Raw genomic sequence first — 19,872 nt, 5'->3', positions numbered from 1 at the left:
TCTCCTAGCGGCATGGCCGTCACCGTAGAAACCCTCACGTGGTAGCCGACGCGGCTGTGCCGCTTTTGGAGCATCTCGGCAACGTGCTTCCGACGCTTCGAGCGTCGGAGCGCAAAGTCGCTCAGCTCGTCGCTGACAATCCGTCGTTTTTCATTACGGCGACTATGGCTATGGCTGCGGAGGGTGCGGGGGTTTCAGAACCCACGGTCATGCGATTCTGCACGAACATGGGATTCACCGGGTTCCAGCAGTTCAAAATGGCGCTGGCTCAAACGTTGGCCCTGGGGATACCAGCGACGCTATCAACGATTAACCGTCACGACCCCATCGACGTTCTGGCGACAAAGATCTTCGACCACACCATCAGCAGCCTCGACCGCGCTCGCCACTACCTCGATCCGAAACACGTCGAGGATGCTGTCCAGGCAATCGTCGATGGGGCATCTCTCACGTTCGTCGGCCTCGGCGCGTCGGCGATCATCGCTATCGACGCCGAGCAGAAATCAGCCCTGTTCGGGATCCCGTGCTCCGCTCCGGTCGATCCGCACCAGCAGTTCATTGCCGCGTCGATGGCGCGTCCCGGAGAGGTGCTCGTCGCTATATCGAACACCGGACGAACACAGTCGATCGTTCAAATCGCGCAACTCGCCCGCGAGAACGGGGCCACGGTTATCGGGATCTCCGGTGACACCACCCCGCTCCTTGAGCATTGCGACATTCCCCTCATCGTGCGGACCATCGAAGACACGGACATCTACACCCCTACGGTCAGCAGGCTTGCAGACCTTGTCGTTATCGACGTTCTCGCCACTGCGGTCGCTCTCCGCCGCGGACCCGAACACATGGACCGAATCAGCCATATGAAAGAGGGTTTGACGAAGTTTCGTCAGACCTACTGATCACCGGATCGATTCCCGTCGGGGGCACGATCGCCAATGGTCCCGCGCGAACTGGCCGACCCGAGAGTCTCGAGCCGCCCAGCTCGCGTGCCAGTTTAGAAGACGCTGTTCGCGTCGTAATAGTCCTTTATGTTGTCGCAGTTTATGCCGGCAGCTTTGGTGTACTCATTGGGCTGGTAGTCGCTCGCCTTTGACTTTCCGGTGGCCAATGACGTGGCGATTTGGAATGCGCGAGTTGTGGCGATAGACGGTGAGTTCAGACCCGTGGAGACGTACTGAGCGGAACAGCCTTTCATGATCTGCTCCAGCGCCTGCTTCTGACCGTCAGCGGAGGCCGCGACGAGCGTGTGGGTGTTCTTCGTGTCCTGCAAAACTTTCAGCGCCCCGAGCGTCATTGAGTCGTTCAGGCCGAGGATGAGATCGACATCCGGGTGCGCGGCCAACAACGATTGCGAGGCTGTGACGGCCGTGTCCTGGGCGTAGAGACCGGGAGCGGATGCAACGATGTTGTAGTCGACGCCGCCGCTTTTCAGCCCCTCGAGGAAACCCTGCTGGCGAGCCGGGCCGACGATCGCATCAGTCGGGCCACCGTTGAGAATGGCGACTGTGATTGTGCTGCCCTTGGTAAACCGCTTCGCCGCAAGAGCGCCAGAGAGCTTGCCGTCTTTTACGTTGTCCGAGCTGACGGAGGTCACGCCGACACCCGGGATACCGGTGTCTAGAAACAGCAACGGAATCTTGCTGGCCAAGCTTGTGAGCTGTTTCTTTTCCGAGTTCGGGTCGACGGCGTTGACGATGATAGCGTCCACACCCTGCGACAACATTGTCTGTGCCTGGTTGAGCTGGGTGACGGGATCGCTGGCGGCGTTCTGGAAAACGAGTTTGAACCCTTCCTTTTTCGCCAGACCCTCCGCTTCCTTCTGCATGGCGGAGTAATACGGGGCGTCCACTTCGCGCTGGAGGAAGCCAATCGTCACGTCTTTGACGTTTGATTTAGTGGAGCTGGATGCGCCTCCGCTGTTAACGGTGCCGCACCCGGTGAGGGCAACGAGGAGAGCAACGCCGGCGGCTGCCAACGCTCCCGTCTTGATTCTGGTCATCAGTGACTTTCTGTTAGTGGTTGGGTTGCAGGTTGGTGACGAGATTTGGTGGACGGGGCCCGGCACTACCGAGCTTTTTTCCGCCCACCGACGCGCACGGTCGTGAACACGACCGCGACGAGGATGAGGCCGCCGCTGAAAGCGGATTGCAGATAGGTGGAGACGTTGAGAAGAATGAGGAGGTTGTTGATGACCGCAAAGATCAGCGTTCCGACGACGGTGCCGAATACTCCTCCTTTGCCGCCGGCAAGACGAGTGCCACCGATGACGACGCCAGCGATGGCGCTGAGTTCATAAAGGTTGCCTCCGGTAGGAGTAGCTACCCCCACCTGAGACGTGAGGAGAAATCCGGCGAAGCCGACCATGACGCCGGCAACGACGTAGACGGTGAGCAGGGTCGATTTCACTGGAACACCAGAGGCCCGCGCGGCGTCTTTGCTGCTGCCGATGGCATAAACGCGGCGGCCGAAAATGGTCCGATGCGCCGCAAACGCGACGAGAGCGGCGATGCCGAGCCAGATCAGTCCCATGACAGGGAATCCAAGGATGGTGGCGTTGGCGATGCTTCCGAAGTTAGGGGCGGATGGTGTGACCGGAATCCCCTGCGTAATGGCGTATACCAGCCCTCGAGCGAGAGACAACATGCCCAGTGTGACAATGAAGGCCTCCAGCCCGCGGAATGCGACGAGATAGCCATTGATCAACCCGATGAATCCTCCGACTGCCATTGCGACGAGGATTGCGACGAACACATTGCCGCCTGAAAAGAGGGTGGCCGACATGACACCGGCAAGGCCGACAACCGAGCCGACAGAGATGTCGATGCCGCCGGTGAGAATGATGAGAAACTGGGCCAGCGTAACGATCCCGATCACGGATGTTTGCAGCAGAAGGTTCGAGAGGTTTCGCGAGCTGAGGAAGGCGCCGGTGGTACTGGCGCCGATAATCAGCAGCACAATGAGAATTCCGAGGGCGTATTGCTGGGTGACCCAGCCAAGGATCTTCTTCCCTGTGGATGCTTCGGGCTCTTCGGGCTGTATGGTGCGCAAACTCGCAGTCGACTGGCTCATGCTGTTTCTCCTCCAAGCGACGACCGAATGAGGTCATCGGTTGTACTGGTGGCTGGGGTGAATTCGCCGACAATGCGGCCTTCTTTGAGGGTGAGTACCCGATTGCAGAGCATCAGAGCCTCCTCGGCTTCGCTGGTGATCACCAGGATGCTTTTCCCGCTCGCGGCGAGGGTGCGAATGATCTGATAGATGTTCAAGCGTGCGCCGACGTCGATTCCCTTGGTCGGTTCGTCGAGGACGATCACATCGGGATCGGTTTCCAGCCATTTGGCGATAATGACCTTCTGCTGGTTTCCGCCAGAAAGCGTGCGGGTCAGAGTGTCCCCACCGCCTTTGACCTGGAACTGTTTGATCAGCTGTTTGACCCTGGCGCGCTCCTTGCGCACGTTGATCACCCCAAAGCGGGAGAACCGTCCGGGCACGGCAAGCGTCATGTTCATGCCGTTGGTGAAGTCGGGAACGAACCCCTCCCGGCGCCGGTCTTCAGTGAGATAGGCGATCTTGTGCCTGGCAGCCTCGCCCGGGCTTTTCGCCGTGACTGGTATTCCGCGCACCTTCACGCTTCCGCTGTCCCGGGTTTGATTGCCGGAGATGGAACGGGCGATGGAACTGCGCCCGCTTCCCACCAACCCATAAATGCCGAGGACCTCCCCGGCGCGGATGGTGAATGAAATGTCGGTCGCGGCACCGGATGTCAGTCTCTCGACTTCGAGCATCTCTTCGGCAGCCTCCGAAACCGGGGCCGGCGCATCCATAGCCTGAACGGCGTCGCCGATCATGAGGGTGAGGACTTCCTCGGGTGTGGTCTCCGCAGTGTTGACGAGATCGATGAGTTCCCCATTTCGCAGCACGGCAATCCGGTCCGCCATGGCGAATACCTCGTCCATCCGGTGAGAGACGAAAATGATCGACACTCCGGCCGCTCGCTCACGGTCGACGAGCGCGAGAACGTCCTTGAAGTGATCTTCTGTTGTGGATGCTGTGGTCTCGTCCAAGAGAAGGATTCGATGGGCATTCACCTGCGTCCGACTGAGTGCAAGCATCTGTCGAAGGCCCGGCCCGAGCTCGTGAGCGAGCCGTTGGGGATGAACCCCTTCCAGCCCGACCGCACTCAACGCTTGGACGGTTTGCCCTTTCGACACGCGCGGCAGCAGGTTCCACGGCTTGCTTCGACCGGCTGAGTTTAGCCGGCTGAGCCAGACGTTCTCCTCGACCGTGAAGTCCTCGACGATCAAAGGCTCTTGATGCATCAGGAGGATACCGGCCTCCTCAGCGTCGGACGGCGAACGGATCTCCGAGTCGTAACCGGTCACGGAAACTGATCCACTAGTGGCTGGCTCCTGACCGGCGAGTATCTTGGCCAACGTGGACTTTCCCGCTCCATTGGCACCGCAGATCGCCAGTACCTCTCCTGTGAATCCCGTCAGCGAGACGGACTCGAGCGCCTTAACACCCGGATACGACTTTGAAACCTGGTTCAAAGAAAAAGCTTCGACCTTAGGGCCAACAGTGCCTCGGCTACCAGTCACGGTGGTCGTCACGACGCTGCCACCGCAGAAAGCTTGCGCGCGACGCGCCGCAATAGGCACAGATGGACGGCCGACATGTGTGGGCTCCTTCGCTCACGAACTAAAGGTAGTAGGACTACCTGATCGTATGCGAGATCAGCTCCAAGCACAACAGAATCGGCTACCACAGGCTAAAATAAGTAGTTTTGCTACCTTGTGAGCTCGTACCAGTTGGTTAACAGCGCGCAGTCGTGCTGACGCGCTGTCAAGCCCCGGGTTTGGTGGACGGTCGGTTGGACCCGTCGGCCGGGCGACTTAGTCGGTCGTTGGCTGATGGAATCGCATGCGGACGATGACGGTCCGATAGATCGCGGCGTTCAGTTGCCAGTGGCCGCCGTGATTGATTCGGTGTCGCCCCGAGGTCATCCCCGAGGACGCCGGGATGGGGCTGATTCCGGCGCGTTTTGCCAGGGCGGCTTCGGATCGGATGCGTTCGGGGTTGTCGCCGACGACGGTGCGGTGTCGACTCCGATGCCGAACGGTTCCACGAGTTGCGAGCCGTCCGGGCGCCAATTCGCTCGATCTGTCACATGACTCGTGGCTTCGCCCTGATGTCGGGCGAGGGAGGCGAGTGCAGAGCCAACCTCCTGATCGGAATAGTTGGGATGGCCAGAGGAGCGTTGAGCAGTCGGAGCGTGATCTACGCACAGCCGGTTTCGGGATTTCCGCGGGACGGGAGCGGCCTGGCTGGGTGGGACCTCACCCGGTGTTGTATTTTCCTGACTGGCCTTGATCAAAATTCGCTCATTGGTGGGAGCCGGGACCGGCAGCGTCGACTCTACGGTCAGGTGTCACCTTCATGCCGTCCATGAGTAGGTCGAGGAGGCGGTTGGCTTGCGCGCCTTTTGAGGACTTGCTGGCGACGCCGAAGATTCCGAGGAGGCTTGCGGCCATATCCTCGGCGCTGATGTCTGGGCGTAGTTCTCCGGTGGCGCGCCCCGCATTGAGAATTGTGGCGATCGCGTCGAGTAGTTGAGTGCGGGTGTGGGTAAGGCTGATTTCCCCGGCGTCGATCATCGCTCGCAGTGTTTCCGTCATTCCGTGTTTGGTTGCCAGCCAGCTACCGAACAGGTCCATCCATGCTCGGAGGGCATCTGCGGGTGGAAGTTTGGCAACGAGCTCGCTGGCGCCGATGGTCAGGCGTTGGACTTGGTCTTCGTAGACGGCGTCCACAAGCGATTCTTTTGTTGGGAAGTGGCGATACACGGTCGCGATTCCCACTCCGGCGTCTCGGGCGATCGCCCGCATGGAGGGCTCGTTGTCGGACGACAAGAATGCGCGCGTTGCTGCGGCGAGTACGGTTTCGCGGTTGCGCGCGGAATCTGCTCGAACTGTGGGGGTGTCGAAGTCACTCAAACGGATCGCGCTCCATTTGTGTTACTGTACGGCAAAGGTTAGGCGGAGCGTGCTCCGTTTTCCGTACACTCTGTGAGGAGATAACCTGCCCACCACTGAAACAATGCGCGCGCTTCGGTTCCATGAGAATGGTGAACCCGGCGAGGTGCTTCGGCTTGAGACCGTTTCGATCCCGGATCCGGCGCTCGGCCGAATTCGGATCCGGGTTCACGCTTGCGGGCTCGCGCCGGCAGACTGGGCTCTGTGCCGCGGACTTTTCCCTGGCACGCTTCCGCGCGGCATTGGCATCGATGTCTCCGGCACGGTCGATGCCATTGGCGAGGGGGTCACAGATGTCAGGGTAGGGGATCTGGTTCTCGGATCGTCAGACTGGGCGGGAGAGCCGACCGGCGGCGCGTCCGATCGCGCCATCATGAACCGTTGGATTCTTGTGCCCAAAGGCCTTGACCTCACCCAGGCGGCGACCGTGCCGATGGCGCTGGACACTGCGTACTGGCATCTGTCTGCGCTCGGGCTCGATGCCGACAAGACGATCCTGATTCACGGGGCAGGGAGCACCATTGGATTCACGGCTGTCCAGATCGCTCGCGCGCGAGGGATGAACGTCATCGCCACCGCCGGACAGACGTATGCGAACCAGCTTCGCGAGACCGGCGCTACGGTCACCGCCTATGGAGACGGCATGGTCGAACGAGTTATCGAGCTGAGCGGAGGAACGGTCGATCTCGTTCTCGACACCGCTCCCGTCGGTGGGGTACTGCCGGATCTTGTCCGAATCGTCGGCGGTAACCCCACGAAAGTCATGACGATCTCCGACTTCGCCGCGGCCGCGGAACTTGGTGTTCGCAGCACGTTCAAAGACGGTCCGACCCAGCGCCCAGACGCCCTCGCGGAATTCGCGCAACGCGCCGCCGACGGTAAGTTCAGCATCCCGATCGCTGGGACATACCCACTCGAGGACTGGCGCACTGCTCTCCATATCAGTCTGAGCGGTGAGGCCCGCGGCAAGCTGCTCCTCCTGCCGGACACAACCACAACCACGGTGTGAACTTCACAGCCTCAGATACTCGGCGACCCGCGGAAACACCACAACTCCACGAGAACTGCCCGGCTACAAAACCTTTCACAATATCCCGGAAACCAACCTTCGAACCGCCTTGTCCTGCCCACTCACCATTCCCCTGTGATGCAGGTCGAGGTCCGCAATAGTTTGGTCGGTTTCGCTCTCGAAATGCGGCGCGATCGTCCCGCATGCGGCCGCTCTTCGAAGCCGTAAACAGCTGTGACTTTCGGCGCTGGGCGGCGCCGCCGCCGTGCGGCCAATTGTCGTAGTTGGCGAGGGTGGGTCTGGTTCTCGCTGCGTAGTCTCAGTCGTTGGTGTGATGTCCGGTCACGATTGACTTGGGGAGTCGACCGGCTCGTGAGTGCCCGTGCATGTCATCCCCCGCGATGATGACGTCAAACTCGAGGTTCAAACGCATCGGCTTGGTAATCGTTTGATTCCATGTCACGTGTTCCCCGTCGACGTCTGTGACGACACGAATGTTCTGGAGCTCGACAGTTTCAGTCTTGCCGACCGCCGTGCCAGCAAAACCGTACGCATCGCCGGTGAACGTCATCTCGGCTTTAATGCTACCGATGGGGGTGCGCATCTGGAGGGCCCAGCGGCCCGGGAGTGTGGTCATGGTAGGTCCTTCTGGCTTAGGCGGGGAGGGGAGTGGCACCGACTGCGCGCCAGATGGTGCCACGGCGTTCAAACTCGAACAGCTGCTCGACGGCGTGGGCTATGCGTGGCCCGTACTGCCTCTCGAGGAGGTACAGTGCGAGATCAAGTCCTGAGGTGACGCCGCCTGAGGAGACGAGGTCCCCGTCATCAACGACCCGAGCGTTGACCACGTGCACACCGGTGGCGTCGAGGACGTCGTTGCCAAGCCGGTGGGTCACCGCCGTTCGCCCCTCGAGAAGGCCGGCCATGGCTAGGGCGAGCGAGCCACCGCACACCGTGGCGACGAGAGTGTCGGGCGCTGCGAACGCCCTCCGGATCAGATTGGGTAACGCAGTCTCGCCCAGTCGGGCGATGAGAACGGGAATGGTGTCGATTACGTCCGGGTCGGCGTCGATGGGGCCGGATGCGCCGGGGACGATGACGAATCCGGGTTCTTCGGGCTGAAGCACATGGCTGGCCCGCAGTTGCAATCCCCGCGTTCCGCTGGTGACCGGGCCTACCGCGTCAATACCGACCAGCTGAACCTCCAGCGCGCCGCCGAGCACCTCGAATGGCGCGATGACATCCAGCGGGTCGAATCCTTCGAATAGGAGAATCTGTGCAAGCAACGTGGTTCCTTCGGTCGTGTTGATTTGATCAACCGTATGCAGGACTCAGCGGCGCCGCCATTGGCAGATGTGACACCTTTCGATACAATCTCGCCAGCGATGGGTTTAGGGTTGCAGAATGCATTCCGTTGCCGTGCTCGCACTCGATGGAGTGATCGCCTTCGACCTCGCAACACCAATCGAAGTATTCGGTCGCACGATGACCGCGGAAGGAACTCCGGCGTATGAAGTTCTCATCGCGGGTCCTCACCGCAACGCGACCGCTGGGCCGACCACCCTGTCCGTACCGCACACCCTCGACCGGCTGATCACTGCGGACACGGTAATTGTTCCTGGTCGCACCGACCCGACGATTCCGATTGATCCTCGCGCCGTGCAGGCCCTTCGCGAGGCGGCGCAACGAGGCGCCCGGGTCGCCTCCATCTGCGTCGGCGCGTTCGACCTCGCCGCCGCAGGGCTCCTCGACGGGCTGCGGGCGACAACGCATTGGCGGGCCGCGGGCGCGCTTTCCCACAAATACCCCAGCGTCGAGGTCGACGCCGCGGCCCTATTTATCGACAATGGGCAGATCCTCAGCTCCGCGGGCGCCGCTGCCGGTCTCGATCTATGCCTGCACATGATCGCACGCGACCACGGCGGTGTTATCGCCGCTGAGGCTGCCCGTACCGCTGTGATGCCATTGACCCGAGATGCAAGTCAAGCGCAGTACATCCGCGATGATGACCTCGGTTCAGTCGGATTAGCTGCCACCCTAGAGTGGATCGAGGAACACGCCAGCGACTCGGTAACCGTCGGGGCGATTGCCCAAGCTGCCGCGGTTAGCACTCGGACGCTCAATCGCCGCTTCGCTGAGCAACTCGGTGTCACCCCAAGCGGATGGCTCACCCGTGCCCGCGTACGTGGTGCGCAGCGATTGCTCGAGACGACGGACTGGTCAATCGACCGCATCGCCAGCCAATCCGGCCTCGGCTCCGCCCCGAACCTCCGCGCCCGGTTCGCCTCAATCGTCGGCACCAGCCCCACCAGATACAGAACCGCGTTCGGTTCTCCGCATAACGACTGACACCAGAGACGGTGATCAGCTTCAGCAGAGCAGCAAAACCCGCCAACGGTCATAAACGAAGACTGCCGTGTCTCCAACAACTGAAGCCTTCCCAGACATGCGCACTGACCACACGGGCCGGTAACCGTTCCCACGCAACCGCGCTGATGTGGCCGGTGAGCGTTCCCCCACGGGCATCTGAGATCGACATTCACGGCCTCGAATATCGCGCCGGGAACCTCGGAAATCAATGCCCCATCTGCCTTGGTCTCCGATACGGACAAGATGGATGGCACAGGCTGCCCATTAGTGCATTCCCTCCGATGCTTGGTCGCGTCAACTTGACCATCCGGCCATCGCGATCCAATGAATTCCGTAAAAGGTTCAGCTGTGCATCAGTCGTTCAAGCGCGGCGTCGAGGAACTTGTCTGATCGGTTGGTGCCCCTGGTGGCTCGAGAGAGTTCCAGAGAACCCACCATCAGAGCCACGTCGGCGAGCACATCTTTCTCGTCGGCGTGTGGTCGTCTCGTCTGCACTGCAGCCACGAGATCGTCCACGGCAGTGCGGAAGCCTTCGCCGAGGGGTCCGGCGGGATCCGAGGCCACGGCCCCTGCTAGCGCGGCGGCAACGCAGCCGTCGCCCGGATGGTCTCTCTGGCCACGGGACAGATATGCCATTGCGAAGGCTGGAAGTGTGTCTCCATCGGGTGCTGCTTCGCGCGCTTTCATGGCCGTCCGACGCTGTTCGACGGCAGCGGAAAGGGCTTCGACGATGAGTGCCTCTTTTGAGTCGAAGTGTTTGTAGAAGCTTCCGTGCGTGAGGTTCGCGCGAGACGACACGGCGTCGACCGTGACACCAGCGGGGCCGTCGCTCCTCAAAAGAACGGCGGCCGATTCCACCATCGCCGCTCGGTTGTGAAGCATCTGTTGTCGGGATACACGAGGCATGAGTTGTCCACCATCACGGTCGGTCGGGAATTGTGTAGTCTAATGATGTCATACAACATCTATCTTGGAGGGCATCATGTTCGATCTCACCAGTCGCAGCGCACTGGTCACCGGAGGTCAGCGAGGTCTCGGCGCCGCCATCACTACAGAGCTCCTGGCGAGAGCGGTCGAACGTGTTTACGTGACCGCGCGTGCCCCACGTCCCTCCACAGATCCCCGCATCGTACCGATCGCGTTGGATGTCACCAGTCCAGACTCCGTGAGCCAGCTGCCCGACCTCATCGGCGACGTCTCGATCCTCGTGAATAACGCGGGAAGGTCGGCTTCGTCGACAAAGATTCTCGCGTCCTCATTAGAAGATATCCAGTCGGTGTTCGACACGAATGTGTTCGGGCCGATCAGGGTCATCCAGCAGCTTGCGCCCATACTTGCCCGCCACGAGACAAGTGCGATCGTGAACATGCACTCAGTCCTGTCCTGGCTGGCGGGCACAGGCGCTTATGGAGCATCAAAAGCAGCATTGTGGTCGATCTCGAACTCCCTTCGCCTGGAGCTCGAGGCACAGGGAACCTTCGTCACCGGCGTTCACCTCAGTTTTGCAGATACCGAGATGACTGCAGGTCTTCCTCACGTGAAAAAGACTTCCCCTTCATTGGTGGCCGTGAGTGTTGTTGACGGTCTCGAGGCGAGCGCAGCCGAGGTTCTGGTCGATGCGGACAGTCGAGCCGCAAAGGAAATACTGAGTGGACCGGTACAGGGTCTCGTCCTGCGAATGTAAAGGGCCGCCGGGGCGGCTCCGACTAAGGGCCGGCCCCACCCATTCCGCAACGTCGACCTATAGCGAGGGCGCCACGCACTCATCAGCGGCTATACACTGACCTGAAAGCCCAGCGCCCGCGATCCAAGACATCGGGGCTAAAGCCAGCCGCCCATGGCGTGAATCGTAACGATAGGTGGCGGCCTTTTCGCACAACGATTTGTAACCCTAGCGCGCGTAAGACCTTCGTGCCTTGAGACGCTTAGCCGGCCGCGTCGCGCCAGCGGATTTCGCGTTCGAGTTACGTCGCTGATCGTCCCCGCTGCGGGCCGCTGCCGATTTGCGCGTTCAAGCTGCCGGCTGGTTCGACATAGCCCCGGCAGGTTTCAGCGGTCCCATCTTCGCGCATCGAGACCTGCGCGGTGTCGGGACGATTAGGGCAGTAGTCCGAACTGACGGCCCAATATTCGGTCGACAACTCGGTCCGGCAGTAGAGACGGAACGGTCTCGTTGAAAAACTTTCCCTGGACGGGTGCGTAGCGAGTTTTCGGGTGAGCCGTTGTCAGAGCCTGAGCGATGAGGTTTCCGACGTGTTCTGTTGTGAGACCACGCCGGCCACTGTCGATCATCCAACTCACATACTTCCTGAACGGCTTGTCCCAGATCGTGCCGGTGACCTCGGTGTAGGGGAGAGCCTCGGCTTTATTCCAGATCGAGGTTTGAACCGGCCCAGGGGCGACGACGATGACATCGATGCCGACCAACTGGAGCTCTCGTCGCAATGCTGCGGACAGGCCCTCCACGGCGTGTTTCGCCGTCACATAGGCGCCCAGGAGCGGGAACCCGATGCGTCCACCCACGGAGCCAAGATTGACGATCCGCCCCTTCGGACCCGTCAGGCTCGGATCGCCACCTAGCAGCGGGAAAAATGATCGGGTAACAGCAAACATTCCGACAACGTTCACTTCCATCTGCATTCGGAAGTCGTCAATCGACTGGACCATGAGGGGGTCCGTGTAGGAACTTCCGGCGTTGTTGACAAGGCCATCGAGTGTGCGACCGTTTAAGTGCTTTCGCACCTGCTCGACAGCTGCGAGAACCGCGTCATTGTCGGTCACATCAAAAATGAGTGGGGTGAAACGGGTGTCCCCGAATTTGCCCACAGCGGCGACAGCATCGCTCTCCTTCCGGACGCTGCCGAAAACATGCCACCCTTTCGCCAACAGTGCCGACACGGTCCCGTGTCCGATCCCCGTCGAAATACCTGTAACCACCGCTGTTTTCATTGAGCCATTCCTTCGAGTTCGTGAACGTGAGTTTTCAGTGTCACCTTTTTGGTTGTCATTGTCAACCTTCGAGTTGGCTGTTACCCTGAACTAGCCGCCATACCGGATACGGCATCGATCGGACTGTCAGGGGCGGTGAACTGGAATCGGTGGGAGAAGCCACGAAAGGCTTGCTAGCAGCAGCTGCAGCCGAGTTGCTTGACCAGGGTGGGCAGAGCGCCGTCACCATCCGGGCCGTGGCCGAGCGATGCAACGTCTCCCACAATGCCCCTTATAAACATTTCACCGGTCGGAGTGACTTACTCGCCGCCGTTGCCGAGCGCGACTTCGGCGAACTCCGGCGTCTGTTCGAGCAGGAGAGCCTGGGCGAAGCAGTCAACGCACGAGCCGCGCTGAGCAGTGCACTGCATCAGCTGGCCGAATACGCACGCGCCCACGAGGCACGATATCGACTCCTCTTCAGCGACCCCGACCTCTCACCCAACGAGACCCTCGTCGCCGCAGCCTTTGGCTCCTTCCAAGCCTTTCGTCTGCTCGTGTCGCGATATCAGCTCCGACTCGTCCAACCGGCGATTGACGAATTGCAACTCGCCGGGCTTATCTATGCCACAACTCACGGCGCAATCGATCTTGAACTCAGCTCTCGCGCCTCCGACGCCAAGGGTCTATCCCGAGTGGAGACCACAATCACCCTGCTGCTCGACATTCTCGAGGGATTGGGATAGACCGCGGCGATCGAACTGTTCCTCGCCAACTACAACTCACACCCACGGCATCTATCTTGGACAGGGGTCGAGCCCGAACGTCCGCAATCATGATCCGCGATCGTCCCCAGGCCGTTCCGCTTACGGCGCGGGTGGAGTGGCACGCTGCCGTGGATGCCCTCGCCCGAGCAGCCCGCAATTGAAACGGTTTGGGCCGGCATTCGGCGAATCTGTATCAGAGGCCTCAAATGTCGTGGTCTTCGATTTGGACAAGATGAATGGCACAGACTGCCCATCATCGGATTTCCTGCGAAACCACGCGGGCCCGACAACGCGGCGATTTCGGCGGACAATTCACGTGTCAATCGGACAGATACATTGGCAAGGGACAGGTGGCGCCTCTAGCGCTAGCTTTGTCGCCCCCTCGCTGCCGTAATCCTAAGCTTCCTTGGCCTCACGACTCGATGCCCTACCACCCACGGCGTGGGTTGGGCAGAGCAGTTTGCCGAGACTGTCACTCGATAGACAGTTTTGATACCTGTCGAACGACAGGTGACGGTGGTGCGGTGTTCCGGGGTCCCGGCAGGACCCCCGGAGCCGGCGGCGGATGAGGGTACGTTCGATTTATGGATGTCACCAATCGTTCTGTTTTCATGGTCGGCGGTACTTCGGGCATTGGTCTCGAGTTGGCACGCCGGCTCCGCTCTGCCGGTAGCACCGTCATCGTTGGTGGGCGTCGTACCGATGTGCTCGCCGAGCTTGCTGCGGAGGGTCTCGGAACCGTCGAGATCGATGTCACTGACGCGGACTCTGTGATCACGGCGCGCGACGAGGTGTTGCACACGAATCCGACTCTTGACACTGTCGTCACTATGTCGGGCACAGGGTTGCCAGAAGATCTCAGGGATCGTGCCCACTTCGCGGTGACGGAAACAACCATCGCCGTCAATTTTCTCGGAACCGTCAGGGTCATCGATGCGTTCACTCCCCATTTGATTGAACGTGGAGGCGGGACGATCATTACTGTCAGTTCCGGGATCGGCTTCCTCCCGTTTCCGGTCATGCCGACTTATGCGGCGTCGAAGGCTGCGGTGCACGCATATAGCGAGGCGTTGCGCGCGCAGTTAGCTGACAGCGGCATCGACGTCGCAGAACTCGTGCCGCCGGCTGTGGCGACGAGGGTCGGCGGAAGCAACCCGCACGCGCTTGCCCTCGATGTGTACGGTGCGGAAGTGATGGATCTACTCGCTCAGAACCCGACTCCGCACGAGATTCTCGTGCAGGGCGTGCTCATGCACCGCTGGGCGGAACGTGACGGCACCTACGACGAGCTCGTAGCGCAGCGATCACAGGCGCTGGCGATGTTTGCCGGCCGCACCAACAACTAACCCGATCGCATGACCGAGGGCGCCGAAGGTAACCGGCTTGGGGTTTACCTTCGCGCTCGACGTGGGCTGATCTCACCCGAGCAGGCAGGACTCCCGTCCGGCGGTATCCGGCGGGTACCAGGACTTCGCCGTGAGGAGGTCTCGATGCTCGCTGGAATCAGCGCCGACTATTACCTCCGCCTCGAACGCGGCCGCGACGCACATCCCTCCGCGCATGTACTCGACGCGTTGGTGCGAGTGCTGCGGCTCGATGCTGTCGAGCGAGACTACCTGCACGGTCTCGTCGCACCGCTTCCCCGACTCGGCAAAGCCCGACGCCGAACTCCCGAGCGTGTGCCAGCCCGATTGCATCAGCTGCTCGCCACGGTCGGCGTGCCGGCCTTCGTCGAGGGTCGCACATTCGACGTCCTCGCTGCGAACGAACTTGCGACGGCATTGTCACCCCGGCTACGGCCTGGCGAGAACAGGCTGCGCTCGCTACTGCTTGACCCCGAAGAGCAAGCGTTCCAGAAGGACTGGGCTGCTTCCTCAGCAGGGTTCATCGCCGCGTTCCGCGAGTCGATAGGTGATGACATCAACGATCCGCGTTTCATTGAGCTCGTTGGCGAGTTGTCGCTTTCGAGCGGAAGGTTTCGCAAACTTTGGGCTCGGCACGACGTGCGGATGCTGGAGGGCGACACGACAACGGTGACTCATCCGATCGTCGGCGAACTCCATCTTCACCGCGACAAGCTCCCCGTCGATGGAGTACTCCTCGTGCTCTATTACGCGGACGTGGGAAGCCAGAGCGCTGAAAAGCTCGCACTCCTCGCCTCGCTCATCGAGCCCGGCAACACAATCTCGTCGCCTGGCTAAAAGCAAAACTGCCCGAAAGCCGAAACCGCTCCGCCTTCGAAGACCGAGTCTGGTCCAGGGGCCAGGCGGGCATTCTGGATGGCCAAGGTTTCGTTGTGCTCGTTCGTCAGTGGCGGGTCGGCGTCGGTCTTGAATGACTGACGGGAAGGTCCCGGAGCCGGGTGAACGTCTTGGGCGGCACTAGAAACGGCCAGATTTTTCTCAAGCTTCGGCTGGTAGCTATTTACAATAGCTATGTAAGATAGTTTTATGGATATTGTGGAGGTTCGGTCCTTTCAGTCGCAGCTGAAGTCGCTTCAGCGCCGCCAACGCCGCGAGAGGGGTTCAGTGGCTGGGCTGTCCCAGCCGTCTCTGCGGGTGATCGGGGCGATTACACGCCATGACGGGACGTGTCAGCCGAGCGTGATTGCGGGCGAGCTGAAGATGACGACATCCAATGTTGCGGCGAGCCTTCGTGAACTAGAGGCTGGGAACTACATTGCTCGCAGTCGTAGTGCGACCGATTCCAGACGGGTGGATGTGTCCCTCACTGCTGGGGGGAGACGTTTAGTTGCCGATAGTCGTACGGAGCGAGATGGATGGCTGCTGTCAGCGATCGACGCGGTGCTCGATGATGAGGAACAGGCCCTCCTTGTTCGCGCCGGTCGGCTGATCGAGCGGGTCGCCGCCTTTCAGGAACCTGCCGACTCGAGGGTTAATTGATGAGTACTGCTGGTGGTCGTTCTCGCGCCGGTTGGAGGCGATGGGCGCGGCGCTTCGCGTGCGCAACTACCGGTTGTATTTCTTTGGCCAATCCGTGTCGGTCACTGGTAGTTTCATGCAGGCTCTTGCGCTGTAGTTCCTGACACTGCAGTTGACCGGAAGCGGCGTTGCTCTTGGCATTGTCGCGGCGGTTCGACTGTTGCCGTTCGTTCTCCTCGGCCCGGCCGGCGGGGTCATCGGCGACCGATACAACAAGCGACGACTGCTGTTCGTGACCCAGTCCTCCTCAGCTGCGGGGGCCATCCTTCTGGCGATCCTCGTGGCTTTGAACGCGGTGACTTTTCCGGTTCTGATCGTGATTTCCCTTGTCCTGGGGTGCTTGACAGTGTTTGACAACCCTGCACGGCAGAGTCTTATCTCGGACCTTGTCCCTCGCGAGACTCTCGCCAATGCGGTGGTCTTGAACTCGGTCTCGCTCAATGTTGCCCGGTTCGTGGGCTCTGTCATGGGTGGAACGCTCGTCGGACTCGTTGGCATCCCGCTCTGCTTCGTAATCAATGCTGCAACCTTCGTCGCGATCATCGTCAGCCTCGCCCGGATGAGATCGAAGGAGATGACTCGAGCCGTTCGTGCACGAGGGCAGGTTCGAGAGGGACTGCTCTATGCCGTCCGCACCCCAGAGCTCTTGTTCCCACTCATGATGCTGGCGGTGACGGGAATTCTGGCGTACGAGTTTCCCATTTCGCTGCCGCCGATTGCCGTCGGCACATTCCAGGGCACCGCCGTCACCTACGGTGTCATGGCGGCGGTCATGGCAGGCGGTGCGATCATCGGTGGCCTGGTGTCGGCAAGCCGGACGGCGCAGCGGCGATCCGCATCTCTCGCTATCACCGCGATCGGGTAGGGCATCGTGATCCTAGCAACCGGGATCTCACCCAACCTGCCGGTCGCCCTGGTCGCTCTCGCTTTCGTCGGCTACGGCAGTATCGCGTTCAACTCGACCGCGAAAACGACCTTGCAACTGGCAGCGCGACCCGAGATGCGGGGCCGGATCATGGCCCTCTGGGCACTCGCCTGGGGTGGTAGCACCGCCATCGGCGGCCCGCTCGTCGGCTGGGTCGACGAGCAGTTCGGCAGTCGCTGGGGCTCATCATCGGCGGCGTTTCAACCATCCTTCTCGGCCTCATCCTGTTGCCCGTCCTCCGGCACCGCGACGCGCTCAGCAATCGACCGACCCAGGGCGACCACCCTCTGTCAATGGCCCGCGCAAAGCCGCCTAACGGTTCCCCGACCGTTCGTACTTGAAGTGCCCAACGAAAGAAGAACCTGTCATTCCTGTCACCTCAATCGATTCGACCGCAGCCCTCATCCTTGTCGACCTGCAAAAAGGGACACTCGCGGCCGACGCGAGCCCGGTGCCGATCGCCACTGTCCTCCACAACGCCCGTCTACTCGCTGACGCGTTCCGACACCGCGGACTGCCCATCGTGCTCGTGAACGTCGCCGGGAGGGCACCCGGTCGCACCGATTCGTCCCAGGCAGGCGGCGTCGCAACGACCGTTCGTCCAGATAACTGGTTGGACATCGCTGATGAGCTCGGGGCCGTGCCGACCGATCTTCGAGTGACCAAGTCCCGGTGGGGAGCTTTCCACGACACGGACCTTGACGCGCAGCTCAAGGGGCGCGGTATCACCCAGATTGTTGTGGGTGGCATCGCCACCAGCATCGGCGTCGAATCAACCGCCCGCAGTGCCACGAGCACGGCCATCATGTCGTACTCGCCACGGATGCGATGAGCGATCGGGACGGCGACGCACACGAAAACAGCGTCAGGAAGATTTTTCCGCGACTGGGCGAGACCGGCACAACCGCGCAGATCATTGAACTCATTGAGCGGCGAACGTTCCCTGCAGGTCCCACTAGAAGTCGAAGTTCGCCCCCAAACCCGTCTCATGGAGCACCGTCAAATGCGGTCCGCTGCTGGTTCCCTGTGACACATTCGAGCTCCACCACGCGATGGCAGCTTTTGCATTCGAGCTTCTTCGCAAACCGTAGAGCTTGGGGTCAGGGTCGATACGACCGTCAAGAGCGAGAACGAAGGCTTTGACAGCGGCGGCGAAATGGGAACTTAACTTTCCATATCGGTTCAGCCGAGCCTGGCGTTCGCGATGCCACCATCGATGTCGAGGATGGTTCCGTGCGCGTAGGGGGCTTCGTCGGATACAAGGAACCGGACCCCGAACGCGATGTCAACTGGACGTACCGGTATTCCAGCGATGGTGCCCTTAGCCATCTCGGCGAGAGCGTCCGCAGCCGCAGCATTCCCAGGAGTCGCTGTAGCACCGGGGGAAACTGTGTTGACGTTGACACCACTAGGGCCGAACTCGGCAGCCCATGTACGGGTCATCTGCTCGAGTGCCGCCTTCGACGCGGTGTACGCTGCACCGGCGGGGATACCCACTCGACCCATCCACGATCCGATGTTCACGATCGCCCCGACACCTCGCTCGGCCATGGCCGGAGCGATTTCGGCGACGAGCACGTGCGGTGCGCGGATATTCGTTGCCAGCACGGTATCGAGATCCTCGTCAGTGAGCATTGACGTCGGCACGACCGGGTACACGCCGGCGTTGTTGACCAGGATGTCGACGTGACCGCCGAGCACGGCAGTGGCCTCTGCCGCGAAATCGCGGAGCTGTACGTAGCTTCCTGAGAGATCGGCGGGGATGGCGTGCGCGGTTCCACCGGAAGCGCTGATAGCTGCGACGACCGCGTCAGCGCGAGAGACGTCCCGACCGCTGACGACCACCTCGGCGCCGGAGGCGGCGAGTACGCGAGCGATAGCCTCACCGATGCCGCTCGTGGATCCGGTCACGATCGCGGTGCGACCGGCGAGACGTGAGTCTGAGGGAAGGGACTGGAGAACTTCTTCGTTGGACTGCATGGTCCATTTATAACACAGGTGGACCATGCAGTCCAACCGGATAGTCTGGGGTGATGAATGAGTCGAAGCTCACGGAACGTGGCCGCCTGACCAGGCAGCGGATTATCGAGGCAACGGGTGAGCAGATTCTGGAGTCGGGGATCGGCGGGACGACTCTCGACACGGTTCGTGCCGCCACACTGACGAGTAAGAGTCAGTTGTTTCACTACTTCCCAGGCGGGAAAGCTGAACTCGTTCGTGAGGTAGCGATCTGGGAGGGCCAGCAACTCCTAATCGCCCAGGAGCCTGAGATTCACGATCTCGGGTCGTGGGGATCGTGGGAGCGGTGGCGGGTCGGGTTGGTGGACTATTACATCGGACGAGGCCGCTGGGCCTGTCCGATCGGGTCGTTAGCAACTCAAGCCGCAGCAATAGATGCTGAGCTTGACCACATCGTCACACAGGGAATGCGGGCCTGGCGTGAAGCCCTTACCCTTGGGGTTTCAAAGATGCGTGCGGCGGGGCACCTCACCGACTCGGCTGATTCTCGTCAGATCGCCGTGTCAATCCTTGCAGCCATTCAGGGTGGCCTTGTTCTCAGCCAACCCGAACGCTCGGCATGGCCCCTGGAAGCCGCCCTCGATTCAGCGCTGGGGCCGCTGCATGCCGTATCCGCCGCAGCAATCCAGGCATAATCTGGTGCTGGCGGAAACGGGACACCGGCCACAGCGAATTTCACCCAGGAATGTCAGGACAAGTTGAAGAGGGTCGTTCACCGGACGATCACGGCCGCTGACCGCCCCCCGACTTGGCTGCAATCCAGCCGCCTCAGATAGGTAGTCCATACTAGTACTGCAGTCGCGTTTATTTCAGGTTCGTCGGTGTGTTTCGAGATTTGAGGCGCGTGTTGGTGTTAATTCTTGCGGGTGAGCGATGATGT

General features: G+C 61.0%; 21 protein-coding genes and 1 pseudogene. 11 read left to right on the top strand and 11 right to left on the bottom strand.

From position 1 onward, the window contains the following. Window positions 1–38 precede the first annotated feature (38 nt). Window positions 39–899 carry an SIS domain-containing protein gene (locus ABIB56_RS16220; protein ID WP_354570262.1) on the top strand — a complete coding sequence of 287 codons (861 nt, stop codon included), beginning with the start codon at window positions 39–41 and terminating at the stop codon, window positions 897–899. Between the two features lie 95 nt (window positions 900–994). On the opposite strand, the gene ABIB56_RS16215 is transcribed toward ABIB56_RS16220, so the two are convergent. From ABIB56_RS16215 to ABIB56_RS16195, 5 genes are all read right to left on the bottom strand, one after another. Then, complete coding sequence (locus ABIB56_RS16215; protein ID WP_354570261.1) at window positions 995–1,975, bottom strand: substrate-binding domain-containing protein; 981 nt, start codon at window positions 1,973–1,975, stop codon at window positions 995–997. A gap of 89 nt (window positions 1,976–2,064) precedes the next feature. After that, window positions 2,065–3,069 (bottom strand): ABC transporter permease, encoded by a 1,005-nt coding sequence (locus ABIB56_RS16210; RefSeq protein ID WP_354570260.1) that lies wholly within the window; start codon window positions 3,067–3,069, stop codon window positions 2,065–2,067. Next, entirely contained in the window at window positions 3,066–4,550 is a 1,485-nt protein-coding gene (locus ABIB56_RS16205) for a sugar ABC transporter ATP-binding protein (protein ID WP_354570259.1), read from the bottom strand. The genes ABIB56_RS16210 and ABIB56_RS16205 overlap by 4 nt, the downstream gene beginning before the upstream one ends. A 342-nt stretch (window positions 4,551–4,892) precedes the next feature. Then, window positions 4,893–5,285: a transposase gene (locus ABIB56_RS16200; RefSeq protein ID WP_354570258.1), complete on the bottom strand. Its 393-nt coding sequence runs from the start codon at window positions 5,283–5,285 to the stop codon at window positions 4,893–4,895. Between the two features lie 96 nt (window positions 5,286–5,381). Then, window positions 5,382–5,993: a TetR/AcrR family transcriptional regulator gene (locus ABIB56_RS16195; RefSeq protein WP_354570257.1), complete on the bottom strand. Its 612-nt coding sequence runs from the start codon at window positions 5,991–5,993 to the stop codon at window positions 5,382–5,384. Window positions 5,994–6,096: 103 nt separating this feature from the next. On the opposite strand from ABIB56_RS16195, the gene ABIB56_RS16190 reads away from it, so the two are divergent. Then, entirely contained in the window at window positions 6,097–7,041 is a 945-nt protein-coding gene (locus tag ABIB56_RS16190) for an NADP-dependent oxidoreductase (RefSeq protein WP_354570256.1), read from the top strand. A 319-nt stretch (window positions 7,042–7,360) separates the two neighbouring features. Here ABIB56_RS16190 and ABIB56_RS16185 read toward each other — a convergent pair whose 3' ends face one another. Then, entirely contained in the window at window positions 7,361–7,678 is a 318-nt protein-coding gene (locus tag ABIB56_RS16185) for a hypothetical protein (RefSeq protein ID WP_354570255.1), read from the bottom strand. Window positions 7,679–7,694: 16 nt separating this feature from the next. Further along, window positions 7,695–8,327, bottom strand: a complete 633-nt coding sequence (locus tag ABIB56_RS16180; protein ID WP_354570254.1) for a DJ-1/PfpI family protein — start codon at window positions 8,325–8,327, stop codon at window positions 7,695–7,697. Window positions 8,328–8,445: 118 nt separating this feature from the next. Between ABIB56_RS16180 and ABIB56_RS16175 the strand changes: the two genes are divergently transcribed. Beyond that, complete coding sequence (locus ABIB56_RS16175; RefSeq protein ID WP_354570253.1) at window positions 8,446–9,390, top strand: GlxA family transcriptional regulator; 945 nt, start codon at window positions 8,446–8,448, stop codon at window positions 9,388–9,390. Window positions 9,391–9,753: 363 nt separating this feature from the next. On the opposite strand, the gene ABIB56_RS16170 is transcribed toward ABIB56_RS16175, so the two are convergent. Further along, window positions 9,754–10,293, bottom strand: a complete 540-nt coding sequence (locus ABIB56_RS16170) for a TetR/AcrR family transcriptional regulator (protein ID WP_354570252.1) — start codon at window positions 10,291–10,293, stop codon at window positions 9,754–9,756. Between the two features lie 100 nt (window positions 10,294–10,393). Between ABIB56_RS16170 and ABIB56_RS16165 the strand changes: the two genes are divergently transcribed. Further along, the gene (locus tag ABIB56_RS16165) at window positions 10,394–11,095 is read left to right on the top strand and encodes an SDR family oxidoreductase (protein ID WP_354570251.1); all 702 of its coding nucleotides are present in this window, start codon (window positions 10,394–10,396) and stop codon (window positions 11,093–11,095) included. A 413-nt stretch (window positions 11,096–11,508) separates the two neighbouring features. On the opposite strand, the gene ABIB56_RS16160 is transcribed toward ABIB56_RS16165, so the two are convergent. Beyond that, window positions 11,509–12,360 (bottom strand): SDR family NAD(P)-dependent oxidoreductase, encoded by an 852-nt coding sequence (locus tag ABIB56_RS16160; protein WP_354570250.1) that lies wholly within the window; start codon window positions 12,358–12,360, stop codon window positions 11,509–11,511. Window positions 12,361–12,530: 170 nt separating this feature from the next. On the opposite strand from ABIB56_RS16160, the gene ABIB56_RS16155 reads away from it, so the two are divergent. The 4 genes and pseudogenes from ABIB56_RS16155 to ABIB56_RS16140 form a co-directional block, all read left to right on the top strand. After that, on the top strand, window positions 12,531–13,085 hold the full coding sequence (locus tag ABIB56_RS16155; protein ID WP_354570249.1) for a TetR/AcrR family transcriptional regulator: 555 nt from the start codon (window positions 12,531–12,533) through the stop codon (window positions 13,083–13,085). A gap of 605 nt (window positions 13,086–13,690) precedes the next feature. Further along, window positions 13,691–14,452: an SDR family oxidoreductase gene (locus tag ABIB56_RS16150; protein WP_354570248.1), complete on the top strand. Its 762-nt coding sequence runs from the start codon at window positions 13,691–13,693 to the stop codon at window positions 14,450–14,452. 9 nt (window positions 14,453–14,461) lie between these two features. Then, entirely contained in the window at window positions 14,462–15,307 is an 846-nt protein-coding gene (locus tag ABIB56_RS16145) for a helix-turn-helix transcriptional regulator (RefSeq protein ID WP_354570247.1), read from the top strand. A 249-nt stretch (window positions 15,308–15,556) separates the two neighbouring features. Beyond that, a pseudogene (locus ABIB56_RS16140) lies at window positions 15,557–15,808 on the top strand (MarR family transcriptional regulator); the annotation flags it as partial. 87 nt (window positions 15,809–15,895) lie between these two features. On the opposite strand, the gene ABIB56_RS16135 reads toward ABIB56_RS16140, so the two are convergent. After that, entirely contained in the window at window positions 15,896–16,075 is a 180-nt protein-coding gene (locus ABIB56_RS16135; RefSeq protein WP_354570283.1) for a hypothetical protein, read from the bottom strand. An 85-nt stretch (window positions 16,076–16,160) separates the two neighbouring features. Between ABIB56_RS16135 and ABIB56_RS16130 the strand changes: the two genes are divergently transcribed. Beyond that, window positions 16,161–16,913 carry an MFS transporter gene (locus ABIB56_RS16130; RefSeq protein WP_354570246.1) on the top strand — a complete coding sequence of 251 codons (753 nt, stop codon included), beginning with the start codon at window positions 16,161–16,163 and terminating at the stop codon, window positions 16,911–16,913. A 397-nt stretch (window positions 16,914–17,310) separates the two neighbouring features. Next, window positions 17,311–17,805, top strand: coding sequence for an isochorismatase family protein (locus tag ABIB56_RS16125; protein ID WP_354570245.1), 495 nt, complete (start codon window positions 17,311–17,313; stop codon window positions 17,803–17,805). Between the two features lie 350 nt (window positions 17,806–18,155). Here ABIB56_RS16125 and ABIB56_RS16120 read toward each other — a convergent pair whose 3' ends face one another. Then, window positions 18,156–18,953 (bottom strand): SDR family NAD(P)-dependent oxidoreductase, encoded by a 798-nt coding sequence (locus ABIB56_RS16120; protein ID WP_354570244.1) that lies wholly within the window; start codon window positions 18,951–18,953, stop codon window positions 18,156–18,158. A gap of 53 nt (window positions 18,954–19,006) precedes the next feature. Here ABIB56_RS16120 and ABIB56_RS16115 point away from each other — a divergent pair, with 53 nt between their 5' ends. Continuing rightward, window positions 19,007–19,627 carry a TetR/AcrR family transcriptional regulator gene (locus ABIB56_RS16115; protein WP_354570243.1) on the top strand — a complete coding sequence of 207 codons (621 nt, stop codon included), beginning with the start codon at window positions 19,007–19,009 and terminating at the stop codon, window positions 19,625–19,627. The last annotated feature ends 245 nt before the right edge of the window (window positions 19,628–19,872 follow it).

Origin of the sequence: Glaciihabitans sp. UYNi722 (assembly GCF_040549465.1) — a bacterium.
Lineage (GTDB): Bacteria > Actinomycetota > Actinomycetes > Actinomycetales > Microbacteriaceae > Lacisediminihabitans.
This window is presented reverse-complemented; position numbering and strand designations above follow the sequence as displayed.